The sequence below is a fragment of the uncultured Rothia sp. genome (genome assembly GCF_963507905.1).
Taxonomy (GTDB): domain Bacteria; phylum Actinomycetota; class Actinomycetes; order Actinomycetales; family Micrococcaceae; genus Rothia.
The window spans coordinates 102439-118958 of record NZ_CAUOUU010000001.1; the positions used below are offsets into that span (position 1 = coordinate 102439).

Genomic DNA, 16520 nt, shown 5'->3' on the forward strand with positions numbered 1-16520 from the left:
CTACAGCGCGCGAGGCAGGTGCGAAGAGAAGAAAGGAACAATGATGTCAGAACGTACCCCGAAGCAGCCGTTGAACGATCCGGAGTACACGGTTCCCGAGTACAGCGTGCTGTTGCCCTCCAGCGAACCTGAAAACAGCGCGGCAGAGGGCGATGCCGTCTCCAGCAACGTAGCTTCCGGTAGCGCCGCAGACACTAGCGCGGCAGAGGACAACGCACCCGGCGGCAGCGTCTCCGAACACGCCAGCACCCCCGAGCAAACCACTACTGGCTACCGGAAGGCGACCACCGGCTACACTGCCGCCTCCGAGCAGGTAATTCCGGAGCGCCCGAAGGCTATGCGCAGCGTCATGTGGTGCGCTGCCGCCATTATCGTGCTGGGGCCCCTGAGTAATTTTCTGCCGATTCTAAGCCGGTCGTATATCGATTTTGAGATGGTGGTGAGTGTTCTCTTCTCTGCACTGGTGGTTACCCTCATCATCTCCGCCATCCCGATTTTTGTTCTCTGGAAGATCTGGGATGGCCGCGAGTGGGCGCGCATTCTTGCCATCATCTACTGCGCTCTCGCGGCTGCTAGCGGTGTGCTTATTCTTGCGGATAATTTCTCGGAGTTAAGCTCTAGAGCGGCTGCGGCGTCCAGCCTGGTGCGTATCGTGAGCGGCGTTTTTACTCTCATTCTTTACCTCCTGATGATTGTGCTGCTGACTCGTGCTCCTATTAGGACGTACACCCAAATCGTTAGCGGAGCACGTGCACTAGAACACCAGCAGATGATGTCTGAGACGAGACAGGCTGCCGGTCAGGTCCCGGCAGAACTTCGAGAACTTTTCGCTGATGACAAGGACGGCGAACGCATCTCATCAGAGAGAAACAACCCTCGCCCGCCACACCGTAGCGCTGGATGGGGCACGTAGAAAGGCGCAACAACGTCAGGAGTTCCGAGGCTAGCTCTCGGAATGGCGCACGTGATGACTCGGGTACCTCTGAATACGCTGAGAAAGGGTACCGCCTTCCTGGGGTGTGGCGCGCCTCCTTATATCCTTGGGGTAAGACTCTTTAACGCCCGCCCTGTGCACTGTAACGCGGGGTGGGCGCCAGGGGAGAAAGGAATGACGATGTCAGAACGTACCCCGAAGCAACCGTTGAATGACCCGGAGTACACGGTTCCCGAGTACAGTGTGCTGTTGCCCTCCGACGAGGCTGAAAATAGCACGGCAGAGAGTAACGCCGCCCCCACCAGTACCGCCCCCAGTGGCACTGCAGAGAGTAATGCGGCGGGGGACAGCGCACCCGGCGCCAGCGCCTCCGAGCAAACCACCACCGGCTACCGGGAGGCGACCGCCGGTTACGCTGTCGCCTCCGAACGTGCGGGTCGGGTACGCCCGAGGGCCCTGCGCAGTGCTAAGCGGTGCATGACCGTCATCATTATTCTGTTGCTTTTCAGGAATATTCAAACGTTCATACTCCTTAAGAATCTAACCTCCAGCTTGGGGGCGCTGTCTCTTCTCTTCACGCTGGGCTTCCCTCTCATCTTCATTTTTATCCAGGTTTTCCTCTTCTGGAAGACCTGGGAAGGGCACAGATGGGCGCACATACTTATCCTCGTGTGTAGCGCCTACGAGGTCTTGAGCCGTATGTATTGGTTTGCGCAAGATTTCTTGATGGACTCCCGCTATCTCACCTGGTTGATGGAATATTTGCAGTCCTACGACTCTATGGACCTGGCGATTTCTCTTCTCTTGAGTACCGCGGTTGGTGTTGTCATTACTATCCTCTACATCCGGAACATTGTGTTGCTGACTCGTCCCTCTGCGTGGGCGTACACGGCTACCGGCAACACACCGCATAGCCAGGTGGTCGGTCAGAATTCGCCAGTATCTGACCCAAACTCCAACGAGGGTGGGAACCGCCTCAACTAGGGCGTTTGCCCCAGACGGCACCACTATCACCAAAAGGTTTAGAGCATGAAAAGGGTGGGGATACCAAACGGTATCCCCACCCTTTCGCGTTAAACATCGCAATCTTCTAGCTGGTAAAACCCTTTGAGTTGCCTAAAAGGTTCCAGTCTTTCTATAAAAAGCCCTATTTCCCCCTAAGGGCTTACCCTATACTGAAAAAGTATTATTCTCTCAGCTAACTACATCAAATAACTCTTTTAGGTAGGTTTCGCGTAAATCTACCTAAAAAAGTGGAACAAACACCGATTTGCACACCATAGTGCGAGCATACGAGAGAAAGAACGACGATGTTTAACAACGCTTCCGGCGCCTCGGCGGGCGCGCTGGCACCTCAGGCGCCTCGGCGGGCGCGCTGGCACCTCAGGCGCCTCAGCCTAATGCCGCAGCACCGAACTTTCCGGCACCGAACTTCGCAGCACCCGTAGCGGTGGCACCCCAGACTCCAGTTCCTGCTGGTTCTCGCCCCGTACACGGTGTTCCGGACGTCCAGCGTGCTATTAATCTTCCGTCGCGTCCCATTGCCATCTGGGCTGTATCCCTATTCTTGGTGCTGTACATGTCCACATACCCTCTACAGCCTCTTGTGGGTCTAGAATTTACGGGCGCTTACATGTTTGCAGGTATGACGATGGGGCTTACGATGGTTCTCCCTATTGTCCTTGGAGCAGTCTCTGCCTGGTACCTCAATGAGGGTTATGAGTGGGCGCGAGTGGTGATTATTATTGAGGGCGCGTTACGCATGATCCTGGATATTGTGTATGTAGTTCTCTGTGCCCACGTTTTCTTTGACAATGGATACAATTCGCAAATGCTTAGGGTGTTGTTCTTTGGCCCGTTTATGACCCTTGAAGTCTTGTGCGCGAAGCTCGCCTTTGATTTTATCAGCCGCATCGTGATTATTGTTCTTCTCTGCCAGCCGCAGGTGGGGCGATACATCCAAATGCGTGGAGACCTGCGACGCATGGGCCTAAAGTAACCCCGCGGAGGTAGTAACCTTGCGGAGGCGTAGCTCGCTTCCGGAACGTCGCCTCCACCGGGCTTGAGAGAACGCAAAAGGGTGGGGATACCAGACGGTATCCCCACCCTCTCTCATTCCCGGCTCAGCAGCCGAGAAGGACTCACGTATTACTCAGCAGATTCCTGCTTCGCCTTCGAACGGCCACGCAGGTACTCGATAATAACCGGCACCACAGAAACCGCCACAATAATCACAGCAATGTACTCAATGTTGTTGTGCACGAACGGGATACCGCCCAGCAGCACACCCGCCAGACCAATCGAACCAATCCACGCAACCGCACCAACAACATTCCACAGGTGGAACTTCTTACGGTCGTACGAAGAAATACCCGCCGCAAGAGACACAAAAGTACGAACAATCGGTACGAAACGACCCAGCACCAGAGCCAAGCTACCGCGCTTCTGGAAGAACTCCTCAGTAGTGTGCAGGTTCTTAGTGCTCAGAATCTTCGCGTCATCCTTGAAGATCTTACGGCCGTAACGGGCACCAATCTGGTAGCCAACCTCAGCGCCAGCAATAGCAACCAGCACCAGGACCGGGAACGCAACCCACAGGGACAGGCCCATCTGCTCATGCAGCATACCCAGAGCAAAAATCAGAGAGTCACCCGGAAGAACCGGGAAAAGAACACCAGACTCAATAAATACGATAATTGCCGAAACAACCAGAACCCAGGGGCCAGTATTAAGCAGGAACTGCTCAAGGTCGAGGCCCAAGAGCGCAACCGGAAGATGCGCCAAAGCGGTGGCAAGAAAAGTCATGAAAAATCCTGAACTGTGAGTGGACCGCACACACGGATCGGCGGCGGAGTAACACCAGCATAGAAAGCGTACCTATGGTGAACATTGTGCAAAACTATGCGGAGGCTGTGCATTACTGGCACAATTCTACCGGCATTTACGCCGGATGCACGGGTGAGCGAGGCGTAAATCTCCCCACCCGCACCGCGAAACTACACGAGGTGACGCGGCGCTCGCACGCCTCCCCAAGAAATGACCATCAGCAGAGCCGGGTGATACCGGGTGTGACATGATGGAAAGAGAGCACGGCGCGTCGCGGCGTAGCGATGACCCCAACCACCCACCGTTGGAGAGAACCATGAACCCCCAGCAGTCAGCATCCAGCCCCGCGGACTCCCTGCGCACCGATTCCCTGCACGCTGACCCTCTGTACGCTGAAGCCCGCGAAGTGTTGCGTCGCCTCACCGGAGTTTCTGATGCTGAGTTCCACGATGGCCAGTACGAGGCGATTCGTGCCCTCGTCGCCGACCGAGCCCGCACTGTGGTGGTGCAGCGTACCGGCTGGGGTAAGTCCGCGGTCTACTTCATCTCCTCCCTGCTGTTGCGTGCCCGCGGTATGGGCCCGGCGCTTATTGTCTCCCCGCTACTCTCCCTGATGCGTGACCAGGTTGAGGCGGCATCCCGCGCGGGAGTGCGCGCCGCCATGGTGAACTCCGCGAACGTCACCGAATGGGATGAAATCCGCACCCGCCTCGAAGCTAACGAGCTCGACGTACTCCTGGTGGGCCCCGAACGCCTCAATAACGCGGCGTTCCGCGAGCAGTGGCTACCGTACCTGCTGCCGCGCCTGGGGCTACTCGTTATTGATGAGGCGCACTGTATTTCTGACTGGGGCCATGACTTCCGCCCCGACTACCGCCGTATTGGTTCGCTCATTAGATCTCTGCCGGTGGGCGTGCCGGTGCTGGCGACTACCGCAACCGCGAATGACCGCGTTAGCCGCGATATCGCCGAACAGCTCAGCACTGATACCACCGCACCTGTACATGTGCTGCGTGGTCCGCTGTCCCGCAAGTCCCTGCGCCTGGGTGTTCTGACCCTGCCCCATGAGGCGCAACGCATCGGTTGGCTGCTCACGCACCTGAACAGCCTGCCCGGTTCGGGCATTATCTACACGTTGACTGTCTCTGCGGCAGAAGATACCGCAAATGCTCTGCGTGCCAGCGGCTACGAGGTGCTCGCCTACACCGGTAAAACTGACCCGGATGAGCGGCTGGTTGCAGAGCAGGCACTCAAGGAAAACAGGGTGAAGGCCCTTGTTGCGACGAGTGCCCTCGGTATGGGTTTTGATAAGCCTGATTTGGGTTTTGTTGTGCACCTGGGTGCGCCGTCGTCTGCGGTGAGCTACTACCAGCAGATTGGCCGCGCCGGACGAGGTGCCGTCAACGCTGATGTTCTGCTCCTGCCCGGTCGTGAAGACCGCGCCATTTGGGAGTATTTTGCGACCGCCTCCATGCCTAACGAGGAGCAGGCGCTGGCGGTGTTGGATGCCCTCGCCCAGTCCCCGGATGGGTTGAGTATTACTGCGTTGGAGGCGCGCGTTCAGTTGCGCCGCTCCACCCTGGAGCTTCTGCTGAAGGTGCTGGACGTTGAGGGTGCCGCCGTGAAGGAAGGCAACTATTGGCACCGAACTTCTTCGCCGTGGCAGTACGATAGTGCCCGTTACGCGGCGGTGGCGCAGGCTCGTGTGGCGGAGCAGAACGCCATGCTCGAGTATGAACGTACTAGTCAGTGCCGTATGCTTTTCCTAGCTCAGCAGCTTGATGATGCTTCCGCGACTGCTTGCGGCCGTTGCGATGTGTGCGCGGGCCCCTGGTACCCGGTTGAAGTTCCCGCTGAGGCGCAGCAGGCGGCACAGAGCAGCTTCAATACGGTGGGCGTGCCCCTGCAACCGCGCCGCATGTGGCCGAGCGGGCTGGACCAGCTGATGGGTGCGGATGCGCCGCGCGGTCGTTTGTCTAAGGACGAGCAGGCTGAATCCGGTTACGCTTTGGCACGTCTGAGCGACATGGGGTACGGTACACGTCTGCGTGAGCTTCTGGCGACGAATGAGCTGGGTGAGCCGGTTGATTCTGAGGTCCCTGCCGAGCTGGGTCGCGCTTGTGTGAAGGTGCTTGCCGCTTGGGAGTGGTCTGAGGCAGGTCGTCCGGTGGCGGTGTTGACTTTGCCTTCGCCGGTGCGTCCTCGTTTGGCTCAGTCCCTGGGTAGGGGATTGGCGTCGGTGGGTCGTCTGGTGGATTTGGGCCGGGTGTCTCTGGTGGGGGAGCCGCGTTTCTTTGGCGGTAATAGCGCATTCCGCTGTGCGGATGTGCTGCGCTCGTACCGGGTGCCTGCAGAAGTTCTGGACTATGTGCGTGAGCATCGGTGCCCTGTTCTGTTGGTTTCTGATGTCGTGGATTCGCGGTGGGCGTTCACGGTTGTGGCGCGTGAGCTGCGGCTGGCGGGTGCTTCTGCGGTGTATCCTTTCTCTTTGGCTACTACCCACTAGTTGCGCCTATTAACGTTTATTTATTCCCCTGACGAGGTTGTATGTCATATTCGGAATATTCAAAATTGACGGTCACAGACGGTTCTTCCGCTGTGCTCAGCGATATTCCCGCTCGCCCCGAACACAGCGAGTGGATGGTCCGCGCCCTCGCCGAGGGTGCCGCTGCAGGTGAGCGTGGCGAGATTCCTATCGGTGCTGTGGTGGTGGATGAGCAGGGTGCCATTATTGGTTCGGCAGGCAATACCCGCGAGCGGGAGCATGATCCCAGTGCCCATGCGGAGGTGAATGCGATTCGTCAGGCGGCGGCGCATCGTGGTCAGTGGCGCCTGGACGGGTGCACGCTCGTGGTGACGGTTGAGCCGTGCCTGATGTGTGCCGGCACAATCCTGGCGTCGCGCGTTTCGACGGTGGTTTTTGGTGCTTGGGAGGAGAAGACGGGGGCTGCTGGCAGTCGTTACGATGTACTGCGTGACGGTAGGGTTGCTCCCGCTCCCGAGGTGTATGCGGGGGTGCGTGCTGATGAGTGTGCGCAGCTGATGGTGGACTTCTTTAAGGAACGCCGCCTCTGACCTGCCCTAGGCCTCACCCCTAAAAGATAGTTTGTATAACGTGAAAAGCCGCGCAGGGAATGCGTGGCTTTTCGCGTTATTTGTACGAAAAACCCCATTTATTTGAAAAATACTTCAAAAATTTCAAAAATGGCCCATGTTTTTCAAGAAAAGCCCACCACATCACACATAACCGGGTCTACCATATATAGGCATTGGAGCCTCCGCCTGCCCGCGCCTGACGTTCAACACCCCGCGCGGTGCCCGCGGATGACTCCCAGAAACTCACCCGAACCATCCATTCTCTGAGGGGATCTAACCGTGTTAAGCGTTGACAATATTTGGGCAAAAGGGCGCCACACTCCGCTTTTTGACCGCACCACCTTCTCAGTGGGCGAGGGTGAAGTCATTATCGTTCAGGCGGATAGCCAGTTGGAGCGTACCTCTCTCGCGTTGGCGCTGACTGGTCGCCTTCCCCTGTCCGGCGGAACGATTAGCTGGAGCAAGGGCGATGATGAGCCTCGCCGTATTTCGATGAAGCGTCTGCGTGCTCTCAGCAGCGTGGTGGACTCTCCTGATGTGACTGCTCCTGAGCAGCATATGCGCGTGCACGATTATGTGTCGGAGATGCTCTCCTATAACCTGCCAATTTTTGGTCGTTCCCGTGCGAGCCGCTGGTTGGCCGAGCGCGGTCTTGAGGAGCTGGACAGCCTGTGGATGGATGAGATTAGTGGCGAGATGAATATTGAGCTGATGGCTGCTTTGGCTCAGCATAGCCCCTCTGACCTGCTGGTTTTCGATACTCCTTCCCGACACCTGAACCACACGTACATGTGGCTTCCGTACCTGGAGGAGCTTGCCGCCGATGAGGACCACCCTCGCACGGTTGTGGCTGTTGTTCCGCATATTTCTGAATCGTGGCATGGTGCGCGTGCTGTGGTCGGTCGTGTCCCTGAGGAAAACGTGCCGGCTCCTGTTGAGGGCGAGATTGAACCCTCCAATGATTCCCCCGAACATGGCGAAAACGCTGAGAAGGAGTAAGAATGACTGTTCTGCGTGTGGCTCTTGTTGAGCTTAAGCGCCTGACTAGCGGTGTTTTGCCGGTTCTGGTGCTCATTGCGATGTCCTGTATTCCGCTGCTGTACGGTGCCCTGTACCTGTACGGTAACTGGGATGCTTACGGTCATGTGAATGGCATTGTGGGTGCCCTGGTGGTTGAGGATGAAGGCGCGACGGATTCTGAGGGTCAGCAGGTGAACACCGGTGCTGATGTGCGCCAGTCCCTGCTGGATGCCGGTACGTTCGATTGGCGTCAGGTGCAGACTCGTACTGAGGCTGTTGAGGGCGTGGAGAAGGGTACCTATGACTTTGCGATGGTGATTCCGAAGGATTTCTCCCGCAATTTGCAGAGTGCCGGTTCGTTCAAGCCTGATGCTGACGGTAAGACGGGCACTATTGATGCGCGTTCGGCGGGTATTGAGGTCATTACGAATGATGCCAATAACTATGTGCTGACGAATATCGTCACGAAGGCGGGCACTGCGGTCCGTGATTCGGTGGCTGAGAAGGTCGGTAATTTGACGGCTAATTCGCTGTTGGCTAGCTTCACGACCATCCATTCGAAGATGGGTGAGGCCGCTGATGGTGCGTCGAAGGTAAATAACGGTACGGTGAAGCTGGCGGACGCTATCACTCAGCTGAAGGACGGCACCGCCACGGTGAATGATGGTGCCGTGAAGCTGAAGGATGGCACCTCCTCTTTGGCTGATGGTCAGTCCCAGCTGTTGGACGGTCAGAAGCAGTTGGCGGAGGGTGCCGCGAAGCTTGCTGATGGTGTGTCGACTTTGGATTCGGGCGCCGCAAAGCTGGATTCTGGCGCCGCGAAGCTTGCTGATGGTGCCTCGAGCTTGAAGGATGGTTCGTCGACCTTGGCTTCGGCGGCGGCGTCTGCTTCTGATGGTGCGGCGAAGCTGAAGGACGGCTCGGCGACTCTGGCTGAGGGTACTGCGAGCTTGAAGGATGGCTCTGCGGCGGTTGCGAAGGGCGCTAATGATTTGGCGTCGGGTATCCATCAGATGCGTGAAGGCATGGACCAGGCGGGTATTCGTGAGCTGCCGGCTCAGCTGAACGCGATGTGCATGCGTCTGCATGAGACGGATACTTCTGCCGGTAGTGGCGATTTTGGTCGTGACTTGTCGAATACTGTGGTGTCTGCGAGTGCGCAGAAGGTTCGTGCTCGGGTGACTCCGCTGGTTGAGGCGGGTACGTTGACTCAGGAGCAGGCTGATCAGCTGGTGGCGGCTGTTGATTCTGAGGAGACGAAGAATGAGGTTGCTGAGCTGAATCAGAAGGCTCTGCAGTCGCATCTGGCTACTCGTGATGCTGCCGCTGCTGATGCCCTGTCGAAGTTGAGCGCGTTGAAGTCGAGCCATTGTGTGTCTGATGGTACGTCGTCGACTGCGGCGAAGATTCAGACTTTGGTTTCTGGCGTGGATTCGCTGGATTCCGGTGCTTCGTCGTTGGCGAAGGGTGCTTCGTCGGTGGCTGATGGTGCCGCTCGTGTGGATGCTGGCGCATCCTCGTTGGCGTCGGGTTCGGCGACTTTGGCGGATGGTAATTCCAAGATTGCTTCGGGTGCTTCGAGCCTTGCGAGTGGTTCTGCGACTCTGTCCGGTGGTGCTTCTGAGCTGAAGGAGGGTACTGGTTCTTTGAAGAGCGGCACTGCCGAGCTGAAGGATGGTAGCGGTACTTTGGCGGAGAAGGAGCAGTCTGCGGTTGAGGGTCAGCAGAAGCTGGCTGATGGCGCGAATGAGCTGAAGGATGGTGCGTCGCAGCTTTCTGACGGTACGGCGAAACTGTCTGATGGTTCGACTCAGCTGAATGATGGTGCTTCCGAGTTGAAGGATGGTACTTCGTCGCTGGAGAGCGGCCTGGCTTCTGGTGCTAAGCAGGTTCCGAGCCTTGCGCCGACTGATCAGGCGAAGGTTGCGGATACGATGTCGAACCCGGTGACTTTGTCGCATGATTCCTTGGCGTCGGGCCGTAACTATGGTGAAGGCATGGGCCCGTTCTTCATGTGCTTGGCGTTGTGGATTGGCGGCTTGATGCTGGTTCAGACGTTGCGCGTGATGAATAACCGTGCGTTGGCTTCGCATGCTCCGTCGATCCGTGTGATGCTCGGTAGCTGGATGCCGTTCGGCCTGGTGGGTATAGCTCAGGCGACTTTGATGTTTGCCGCGATTAAGTTTGGTTTGGGCTTTGAGATGGCTCATCCGTGGCTGGTGTGGCTGTTCCTCTGCTATGTGGCTTTGGTCTTTACCGGTTTCATTCATGGTTTGACGGTGATTTTGGGTGCGCCGGGTAAGCTTGTTGCTTTGGTCATTCTGATTCTGCAGCTGATTACTGCGGGCGGCACGATGCCGTATGAGACTTTGCCTGAGTCGATTCGTTGGATGCATGATTTCTTCCCGATGGGCTATGCGGTGGCGGGTACGCGTCGTTTGGCGTATGGCATTAATGAGTCGAGCCTGTGGGGCATCATGCTGGTTTTGACTCTGTGGGGTCTGGCTGGTCTGATGTTGGGTTACATTGGCACGCGTCGTGATCGTACGTGGTCGCTGAAGAAGCTGGCTCCGGAGATTACGGTGTAACAAACCCTGTTTAGTCGCACCGGGGGAAAACTGTCTAATAAAATAGAGATATATCTGCAAAAAGGGAGGGAGGACTGCTGATGTTGCAGCGCCCAGTCGCTGAAGCTTCAAGTCGTCGTCCCGGCCGTACAGGTAGAACTCAGTTGAAGTTGTTCAACGCTGCTATGGAAATCATGACCGAAAAGGGGCTTGAGTACGCCACTGTTGAAGAGGTGGCTGCCCGGGCGGGTGTTTCTAAGGGAACCGTGTATTACAACTTCGGTTCTAAGAAGACCATGGTGGATCAGCTGGTTCAGTACGGCACGCAGTTGCTGCTGAGCGATGCGCGTCGCGCGGCGTCGGTTCATTCTGATCCGCGTGAGGCGTTGCGGAGTGCTGTTCGCGCCGCGTTCCAGTATCTTGAGGACCGTCCGGGTTTTACTCGGATGTGGCTTTCGGAGGCGTGGAAGGGTGCGGATGGTTGGACTGAGGCGATGAGCGATAACCGTCTGAATCTTCTGGATTTTTTGGAGGAGATGACGGAGGCTGTGGCTCGCCGCTATACGGTTGATACCGCTCAGAATCCTCGTGCGATTGCGATCTCTATGTTCGGTGCGATTTACATGTTTGCTATGGATCGTGAAGTGCATCAGGCGGAGCGCAATGCTGAGGATGCAACGCGTGCTGTCATGCTGGTTGTAGATGGGTATATCCGTCATTAGGCGGACCTGTTGGGGTCTGTAGACGTAGCCGGGACTTCGGTGTCGGGTGTCGAAAAGGGCACGGTGAAAAGGGGCCGTGAAGAGGGCGACACCCGGCTGCCGCACGTGGTTTTTCTTGCTCTCCTGTTGGGGGTGTGCTATAGTTTTCCACTGTTGGTGGTGTGTCCGAGCGGCCGAAGGTGCATCACTCGAAATGATGTTTGGTGTAAAAGCCAACGGGGGTTCAAATCCCTCCACCACCGCACCAACGAAAACCCGTCGAGATTCGTCTCGGCGGGTTTTTGCATGCCCGGGTTGTTCTGGGGTGGTGCTGACGGGTGCTTTGGTGAGTGCGTTGGTGGGTGGCTGTGCGGCGGTATTCGCCTGGTTTTATAGGGTGTGTGCCACTTCCAGGGTTTTACCGCTGCTTGCTGATTCGGGGGTGGGTAAAATCGTATTATGCGTATTAAGATTCTTGACCACCCGCTGGTCTCTCACAAGATTAGTGTTCTGCGTGATAAGAACACTCCGTCCCCGATTTTCCGTCAGCTGGTTGATGAGCTGGTGACTCTTCTTGCTTACGAGGCGACTCGCGAGATTCGCGTGGAAGAGGTTGAGGTTGTGACTCCGGTGGCGACTACTACCGGTGTTCGTATTGCTGATCCTAAGCCGCTGGTTGTTCCGATTCTGCGTGCTGGTCTGGGCATGCTGGAGGGTATGACTCGCATGGTTCCGACCGCTGAGGTGGGCTTCCTGGGTATGGCTCGTAATGAGGAGACCCTGGATATTGTGACTTATGCTGAGCGTCTGCCGGAGGACCTGACTGGTCGTCAGGTGTACCTGCTGGATCCGATGCTGGCTACCGGTGGCACTCTGATTGAGGCCATTAAGTTCCTGCGTGAGCGTGGTGCTGAGTCTGTGACTTGCGTGTGCCTGATTGCTGCTCCTGAGGGCATTGCTGCTCTGGAGAAGGGCATTGAGGGTATGGAGAATGTTGACCTGTTCCTGGCTGCTCGTGATGAGCGTCTGAACGAGAAGGCGTACATTATTCCGGGTCTGGGCGATGCTGGTGACCGCCTGTACGGTCTGGCTGAGTAGTTTTCAGCGTTATTCACGTGATGTGAGTGGGGCGCCTCTGCATATGTTTAAGCATGTGCGGGGGCGCTTTGTTGTGTCTGCTGGAGGCTGTGCGCAGGTTATATGGTGTGGTGTTGGGGGATGTGTGTCTAACGGTCTGCTGTCTTGGGTGTTTATGGTGTTGTTAGGCGCTTGTGTGGGTTTATGAAACACCCTTGATAATATGTGATGAGGAACACTATAGTGCTTTGAGGGGCTTAAAATATATTGAGCATATTCACAGCTTCACATGAAAATACAGGGTGAAACCAGTAAATAAAAGAAGCTATGAATATTTATAAGGGAAAAAATACTGAAAGCTTCAGGTAGCCCCTGAAACCCCAAAACGCGAGAGGGGGCATTGTACTCCTCTCGCCCATAAAGATGAATCCACTATGCTGAATCCGCTTGATTTATCCGTCAAATAGGAGAAATATTAAGTAAGAGGATTGAGACTCGAACAGGTATTGGGGACTGTTTGACTCGGCGTCACTTCCGGCGCACCCCACACCACGTACGACTGGGATCCCGTACACAGACTTTGAGAGAAGGTTGAACCATGTCAGGCGCTGTACCTGGATATGTACACATCTCCCAGCGCGGCCGCGCTGCTAAGCGTCAGGTCGTGCAGCCTCAGCGTCCCGCTGCGCCGGCTGCCACGTTGCGTCCGATGACTTTCTCAGCTGGTGACTCTGTCCATAAGCAGGCTCAGGAAAATGAGGCACGCGGCTTTGTGCTCTATGTGGGTTTGAACGAGGAACTTGCTGCGGCGAACGGCACCTCCCTGGTGCGTATCGTTCAGGATTTGCGTACTTATGCACACCATCTGGCTCCCGAGTCGGAGTCGTACGCCGCTGTGGCGTTGGCTCCTGTGAATGCTGAGGGTAGCGACCTTGAGGTTGTGCGTAATGCGCTCGGTGATCCGACCGCAATGTACATGCACCCGGAGGCGCATGCCGTCCGCGAGGCAGAGAACACGAATAGCCACTCTTCGGGTGTGCTGATTGACTTGGCGCGCCGCGAGGTGTTCCTGGATGGTGAGCCGCTCATGCTGACTTTCAAGGAGTTCGAGCTACTGGCGCACCTGGTGGAGAACGCATCCCGCACTGTGGGTCGTGAGGAACTGCTGAAGGCTCTGTGGAGCTCCGGTGACGAGCATCCGCATGAGCGTACGATTGACGTGCATATTCGTCGTCTGCGTTCGAAGCTGGGCCGCCTGTCGGGTACCGTGCGTACGGTGCGCGGTCAGGGTTACCGCTTCTTTGAGCACCCCGAGGTTGTTGTCTGGGCTGCTCCGGAATACTCGATTTAGCGTGTACAGAATTTAGCTTCTGCAGAGTGCACCCCGGTGTGCTGGCGTGATGCCGGTGCGCCGGGGTTTACTTGTGCCCGCCTTATGGGTGTTAGTGTGCGTGCTGTGGTGGCGTGCGGGACGTTCCGGCGCCCTCTAGCTAGAATGGGGGTATGGCTGAAAATTCTTCCAACACTGCATCTGGCTCGCACCGCAGCGGGGTCAAGCGTCTGATTATTATGCGCCATGCGGAGGCTGATTGGGGTCTGAATGATTTTGATCGTCCGCTGACGAAGCGCGGTCATGAGCAGGCTGCCGCCGCTGGCGCCTGGCTGGCTTCTTGCGGTTATATTCCGGAGCAGATTATGTCGTCATCGGCTTTGCGTACTCGCCAGACGACGACTTGGGTTTCGGATGGTTTGGGCGCGAAGGCGCCTACCGCTCATCTGGATGAGGGTCTGTATGAGGTGTCTGCGTCCCGCATTATTTCGCGCATTAACAGCGTTTCGGAGAATGTTCATTCTCTGATGGTGGTGTCGCATCTGCCCGGTGTGCAGGATGCTGCGCAGCGTTTGATGAGCCCTGATTCTGACCCGAATGCGTCGATGGATGTGTACTACGGCTTCCCGCCCTCTTCTATTGCGGTGTTTGAGGTGCCGGGGGAGTGGGCTCTGCTTGATGGTGCGGATGCGCGCCTCGTGGACTTCAAGAGCTTTTAGACCGGGCACTTCTAGGCTTCGTGCCCGAATGAAATGGGTAATGTAAAAGCCCCGTACCAGCTGGTACGGGGCTTTTTGTGGCGGAGACGGGGGGATTTGAACCCCCGGTCGAGTTTAACCCCGACCCTTCATTAGCAGTGAAGTCCATTCGGCCGCTCTGGCACGTCTCCACGGTGCGCTCGTGAGCGCATCCCTATAAGAATATAGGCTGTTTTGCGCTTGGTCAATTCGGCCCATGCTTCGGGGGATATCTCTGAGTGTGTATTGCTCTATAGGGTGGACTATGGATTGTAGGCTTTGAGGCTCATATGCATTTTCGATAGACTGCTACTGTCCCACCGATAAATAGAGGGCGTCTCTGGCGTGTGATTTTTTCATGCAACGTTGCCAGAGTTGTCTTATTTACTCAACGAAATGAGAAATCATGTCTGAAAACCCCAACAACCCCCAGCCCCAGTTCAACCAGGACCCCCAGTTTAGCCAGCAGGCACCCCAGTATGGTCAGCAGGCTCCTTACGGTGTGCCCGTTCAGACCCCTGAGCAGCAGGCTCAGGCGAAGAAGGCAAAGACCCTGTCGATTGTCTCTCTGGTGAGCGGTATTGTGAGCTTCTTTGTCCTCGGTTTCATCCTTGGGGCTGTAGCTATTGTGACCGGCCGCCTGGCTATGAATAACCCCGAGCTGAAGAACCGCGGTATGGCTATTGCCGGTACTGTTCTGGGTGTCGTCAGTATTATTTTGCTGGTCGCTCTGAAGATTTTTGTAAAGTACTAAGATTGAAGCTACCTGCAGTAGCCTCATGATTTGAGAAAGCCCGCGAGCGCCCTGTGCGCACGCGGGCTTTTGTGCGCTCTGTAAAGCCCGTGCCCAGTGCATCAAGGCGCATTGTGCGGGGTTGCATAACGGGCTTAGTTGTACCCGTTCCATTCATGGGTTAGGGTGAATTAGGTTTAATACACACCAGCCGTACGAAAGTGAGATGCCGTGTCTCAGAATCCTCGGGGTTCAGACCCCTACGACTACAACCCGGACTACAACCGTCTGAACGAGCAGTACAACCAGAACGGTCAGTATGGGCAGAACACTCAGTATGGCCAGTATGGTCAGGGTTCTTACGGTCAGTACGGGCAGAGCTCCTACGATCAGTATTCCTACGACCAGTACGGTCAGAATTCGTACGGTCAAGACTCGTATGGTCAGAATCAGTACGACCCGTACGGCCAGCAGTACCAGCAGCCCGACCAGTACGGTCAGCCCATGATGGTTCCTGTGGGCTTTTTGCAGAAGACTCCCGAACAGCTTGCCGGTGAGAAGGCTGCTCAGACTTCCACGGTGCTCGGTATTATTGGTTTAGCTTGTGCTCTGACGCTTGGCTGGTTCATGCTTGGTATTCCCTCCCTAATTCTGGGCGTTATCGGCATTATGAAAGCTAATGAGGCTGAGCGTTTCGGCGTGGCGGCTTCGGCTGGCCGCATCCTGAACTGGATTACCGTAGTTATTGGTGGCATTTTCCTGGTGTTTTACGGCGGTAGTATTCTGCTGTTGATTCTGCTGGCTTCTTCAGATTCCGCAGCCAATTCCAGATTGGTGGATGTTGCGCAGATACTGGCACTTTTCTAAACACTTTCGCCCTCACTGGAGGGCACGCATAAGCCCCGTTCCTCGACGTGAGGTGCGGGGCTTTGCTGTATGTATGCCGTGTGTTTCCTGGATTGAGCTCGACATGCTTGTTCCCCAGGTAGGGAAGGTCTAGGGTGAAGTTAACACCCCTCGTGTGTGGAATGTGAAAGGTTGTGGATGCGATGTCGCAGCTACCCGAAAACAATGAAGCCTTCGATTACAACCCCGAATACAGCGAGCCTCACCAAGGGGATGACAATGGGCCCCTCGGCGCTGTCGCTTCGGGCGGTCAGCTACTACTTGCCAATGGGCTCTCCGATGACGTCTTGAGCAAGGAAACTGGACGGTTCGCCGCGAACCTCTCCCTACTCTTCGGTGCTCTAAGCTTTGCGTGTATTCCCGGCATCCCCTCGTCGGTGTACTTTATCCCCCTCGCACTGATACTGAGCGCTCTAGGTATCTGGCAGGCACGAGTGGCAAGACGGCACGGCGTGTATGCTGCCGTGGGCATGATTGTCAACGTAGCGGGCATGATTATTTTCATGCTCCTAGGTGCCCTCGCCCTGTTCCTCACGATTCTCTTTTCTGGCCTTCACTAACGATGCCGGCTCGATGGTGAGCCCAGATGCTCT

Annotated in this window: 15 protein-coding genes and 2 tRNA genes; 15 read left to right on the forward strand and 2 right to left on the reverse strand. The window is 56.4% G+C overall.

The window, feature by feature from the left end; all coding sequences use genetic code 11:
* Positions 1-40: 40 nt before the first annotated feature.
* The 3 genes from RQ593_RS00430 (at position 41) to RQ593_RS00440 (ending at position 2933) form a co-directional block, all read left to right on the forward strand.
* A complete protein-coding gene (locus RQ593_RS00430) occupies positions 41-913 on the forward strand; it encodes a multidrug ABC transporter permease (RefSeq protein WP_231917928.1) in 873 nt (290 codons plus the stop codon).
* A 201-nt stretch (positions 914-1114) separates the two neighbouring features.
* On the forward strand, positions 1115-1918 hold the full coding sequence (locus RQ593_RS00435) for a hypothetical protein (RefSeq protein ID WP_231917929.1): 804 nt from the start codon (positions 1115-1117) through the stop codon (positions 1916-1918).
* A gap of 595 nt (positions 1919-2513) precedes the next feature.
* Positions 2514-2933, forward strand: coding sequence for a hypothetical protein (locus RQ593_RS00440; RefSeq protein ID WP_311449502.1), 420 nt, complete (start codon positions 2514-2516; stop codon positions 2931-2933).
* Between the two features lie 149 nt (positions 2934-3082).
* Here the strand turns inward: RQ593_RS00440 and RQ593_RS00445 are convergent, their stop codons facing one another.
* A complete protein-coding gene (locus RQ593_RS00445) occupies positions 3083-3739 on the reverse strand; it encodes a DedA family protein (RefSeq protein ID WP_044150059.1) in 657 nt (218 codons plus the stop codon).
* Positions 3740-4076: 337 nt separating this feature from the next.
* On the opposite strand from RQ593_RS00445, the gene RQ593_RS00450 reads away from it, so the two are divergent.
* The 9 genes from RQ593_RS00450 to RQ593_RS00490 all read left to right on the forward strand — a co-directional run bounded on the left by RQ593_RS00450 (position 4077) and on the right by RQ593_RS00490 (position 14270).
* Positions 4077-6266, forward strand: a complete 2190-nt coding sequence (locus RQ593_RS00450; protein ID WP_311449503.1) for a RecQ family ATP-dependent DNA helicase — start codon at positions 4077-4079, stop codon at positions 6264-6266.
* 41 nt (positions 6267-6307) lie between these two features.
* Entirely contained in the window at positions 6308-6835 is a 528-nt protein-coding gene (locus RQ593_RS00455) for a nucleoside deaminase (protein WP_044141780.1), read from the forward strand.
* 300 nt (positions 6836-7135) lie between these two features.
* Positions 7136-7855 carry a multidrug ABC transporter ATPase gene (locus RQ593_RS00460; RefSeq protein WP_070615374.1) on the forward strand — a complete coding sequence of 240 codons (720 nt, stop codon included), beginning with the start codon at positions 7136-7138 and terminating at the stop codon, positions 7853-7855.
* 2 nt (positions 7856-7857) lie between these two features.
* Positions 7858-10464 carry a YhgE/Pip domain-containing protein gene (locus RQ593_RS00465; RefSeq protein ID WP_311449504.1) on the forward strand — a complete coding sequence of 869 codons (2607 nt, stop codon included), beginning with the start codon at positions 7858-7860 and terminating at the stop codon, positions 10462-10464.
* Between the two features lie 80 nt (positions 10465-10544).
* On the forward strand, positions 10545-11165 hold the full coding sequence (locus RQ593_RS00470; RefSeq protein ID WP_005504416.1) for a TetR/AcrR family transcriptional regulator: 621 nt from the start codon (positions 10545-10547) through the stop codon (positions 11163-11165).
* Positions 11166-11320: 155 nt separating this feature from the next.
* Positions 11321-11407: transfer RNA gene (locus tag RQ593_RS00475), tRNA-Ser, on the forward strand.
* Positions 11408-11603: 196 nt separating this feature from the next.
* Complete coding sequence (gene upp, locus RQ593_RS00480) at positions 11604-12242, forward strand: uracil phosphoribosyltransferase (RefSeq protein WP_005504417.1); 639 nt, start codon at positions 11604-11606, stop codon at positions 12240-12242.
* 577 nt (positions 12243-12819) lie between these two features.
* Positions 12820-13572 (forward strand): winged helix-turn-helix domain-containing protein, encoded by a 753-nt coding sequence (locus RQ593_RS00485; RefSeq protein WP_219100512.1) that lies wholly within the window; start codon positions 12820-12822, stop codon positions 13570-13572.
* Positions 13573-13724: 152 nt separating this feature from the next.
* Entirely contained in the window at positions 13725-14270 is a 546-nt protein-coding gene (locus tag RQ593_RS00490) for a histidine phosphatase family protein (protein ID WP_311449505.1), read from the forward strand.
* A gap of 78 nt (positions 14271-14348) precedes the next feature.
* Here RQ593_RS00490 and RQ593_RS00495 read toward each other — a convergent pair.
* A tRNA-Ser gene (locus RQ593_RS00495) sits at positions 14349-14440 on the reverse strand.
* A 254-nt stretch (positions 14441-14694) separates the two neighbouring features.
* Between RQ593_RS00495 and RQ593_RS00500 the strand changes: the two genes are divergently transcribed.
* The 3 genes from RQ593_RS00500 to RQ593_RS00510 all read left to right on the forward strand — a co-directional run bounded on the left by RQ593_RS00500 (position 14695) and on the right by RQ593_RS00510 (position 16487).
* Positions 14695-15042 (forward strand): DUF4190 domain-containing protein, encoded by a 348-nt coding sequence (locus RQ593_RS00500; protein ID WP_311449506.1) that lies wholly within the window; start codon positions 14695-14697, stop codon positions 15040-15042.
* A gap of 210 nt (positions 15043-15252) precedes the next feature.
* Positions 15253-15888 (forward strand): DUF4190 domain-containing protein, encoded by a 636-nt coding sequence (locus tag RQ593_RS00505; protein WP_311449507.1) that lies wholly within the window; start codon positions 15253-15255, stop codon positions 15886-15888.
* A gap of 182 nt (positions 15889-16070) precedes the next feature.
* Positions 16071-16487: a hypothetical protein gene (locus RQ593_RS00510; protein WP_311449508.1), complete on the forward strand. Its 417-nt coding sequence runs from the start codon at positions 16071-16073 to the stop codon at positions 16485-16487.
* Positions 16488-16520 lie beyond the last annotated feature (33 nt).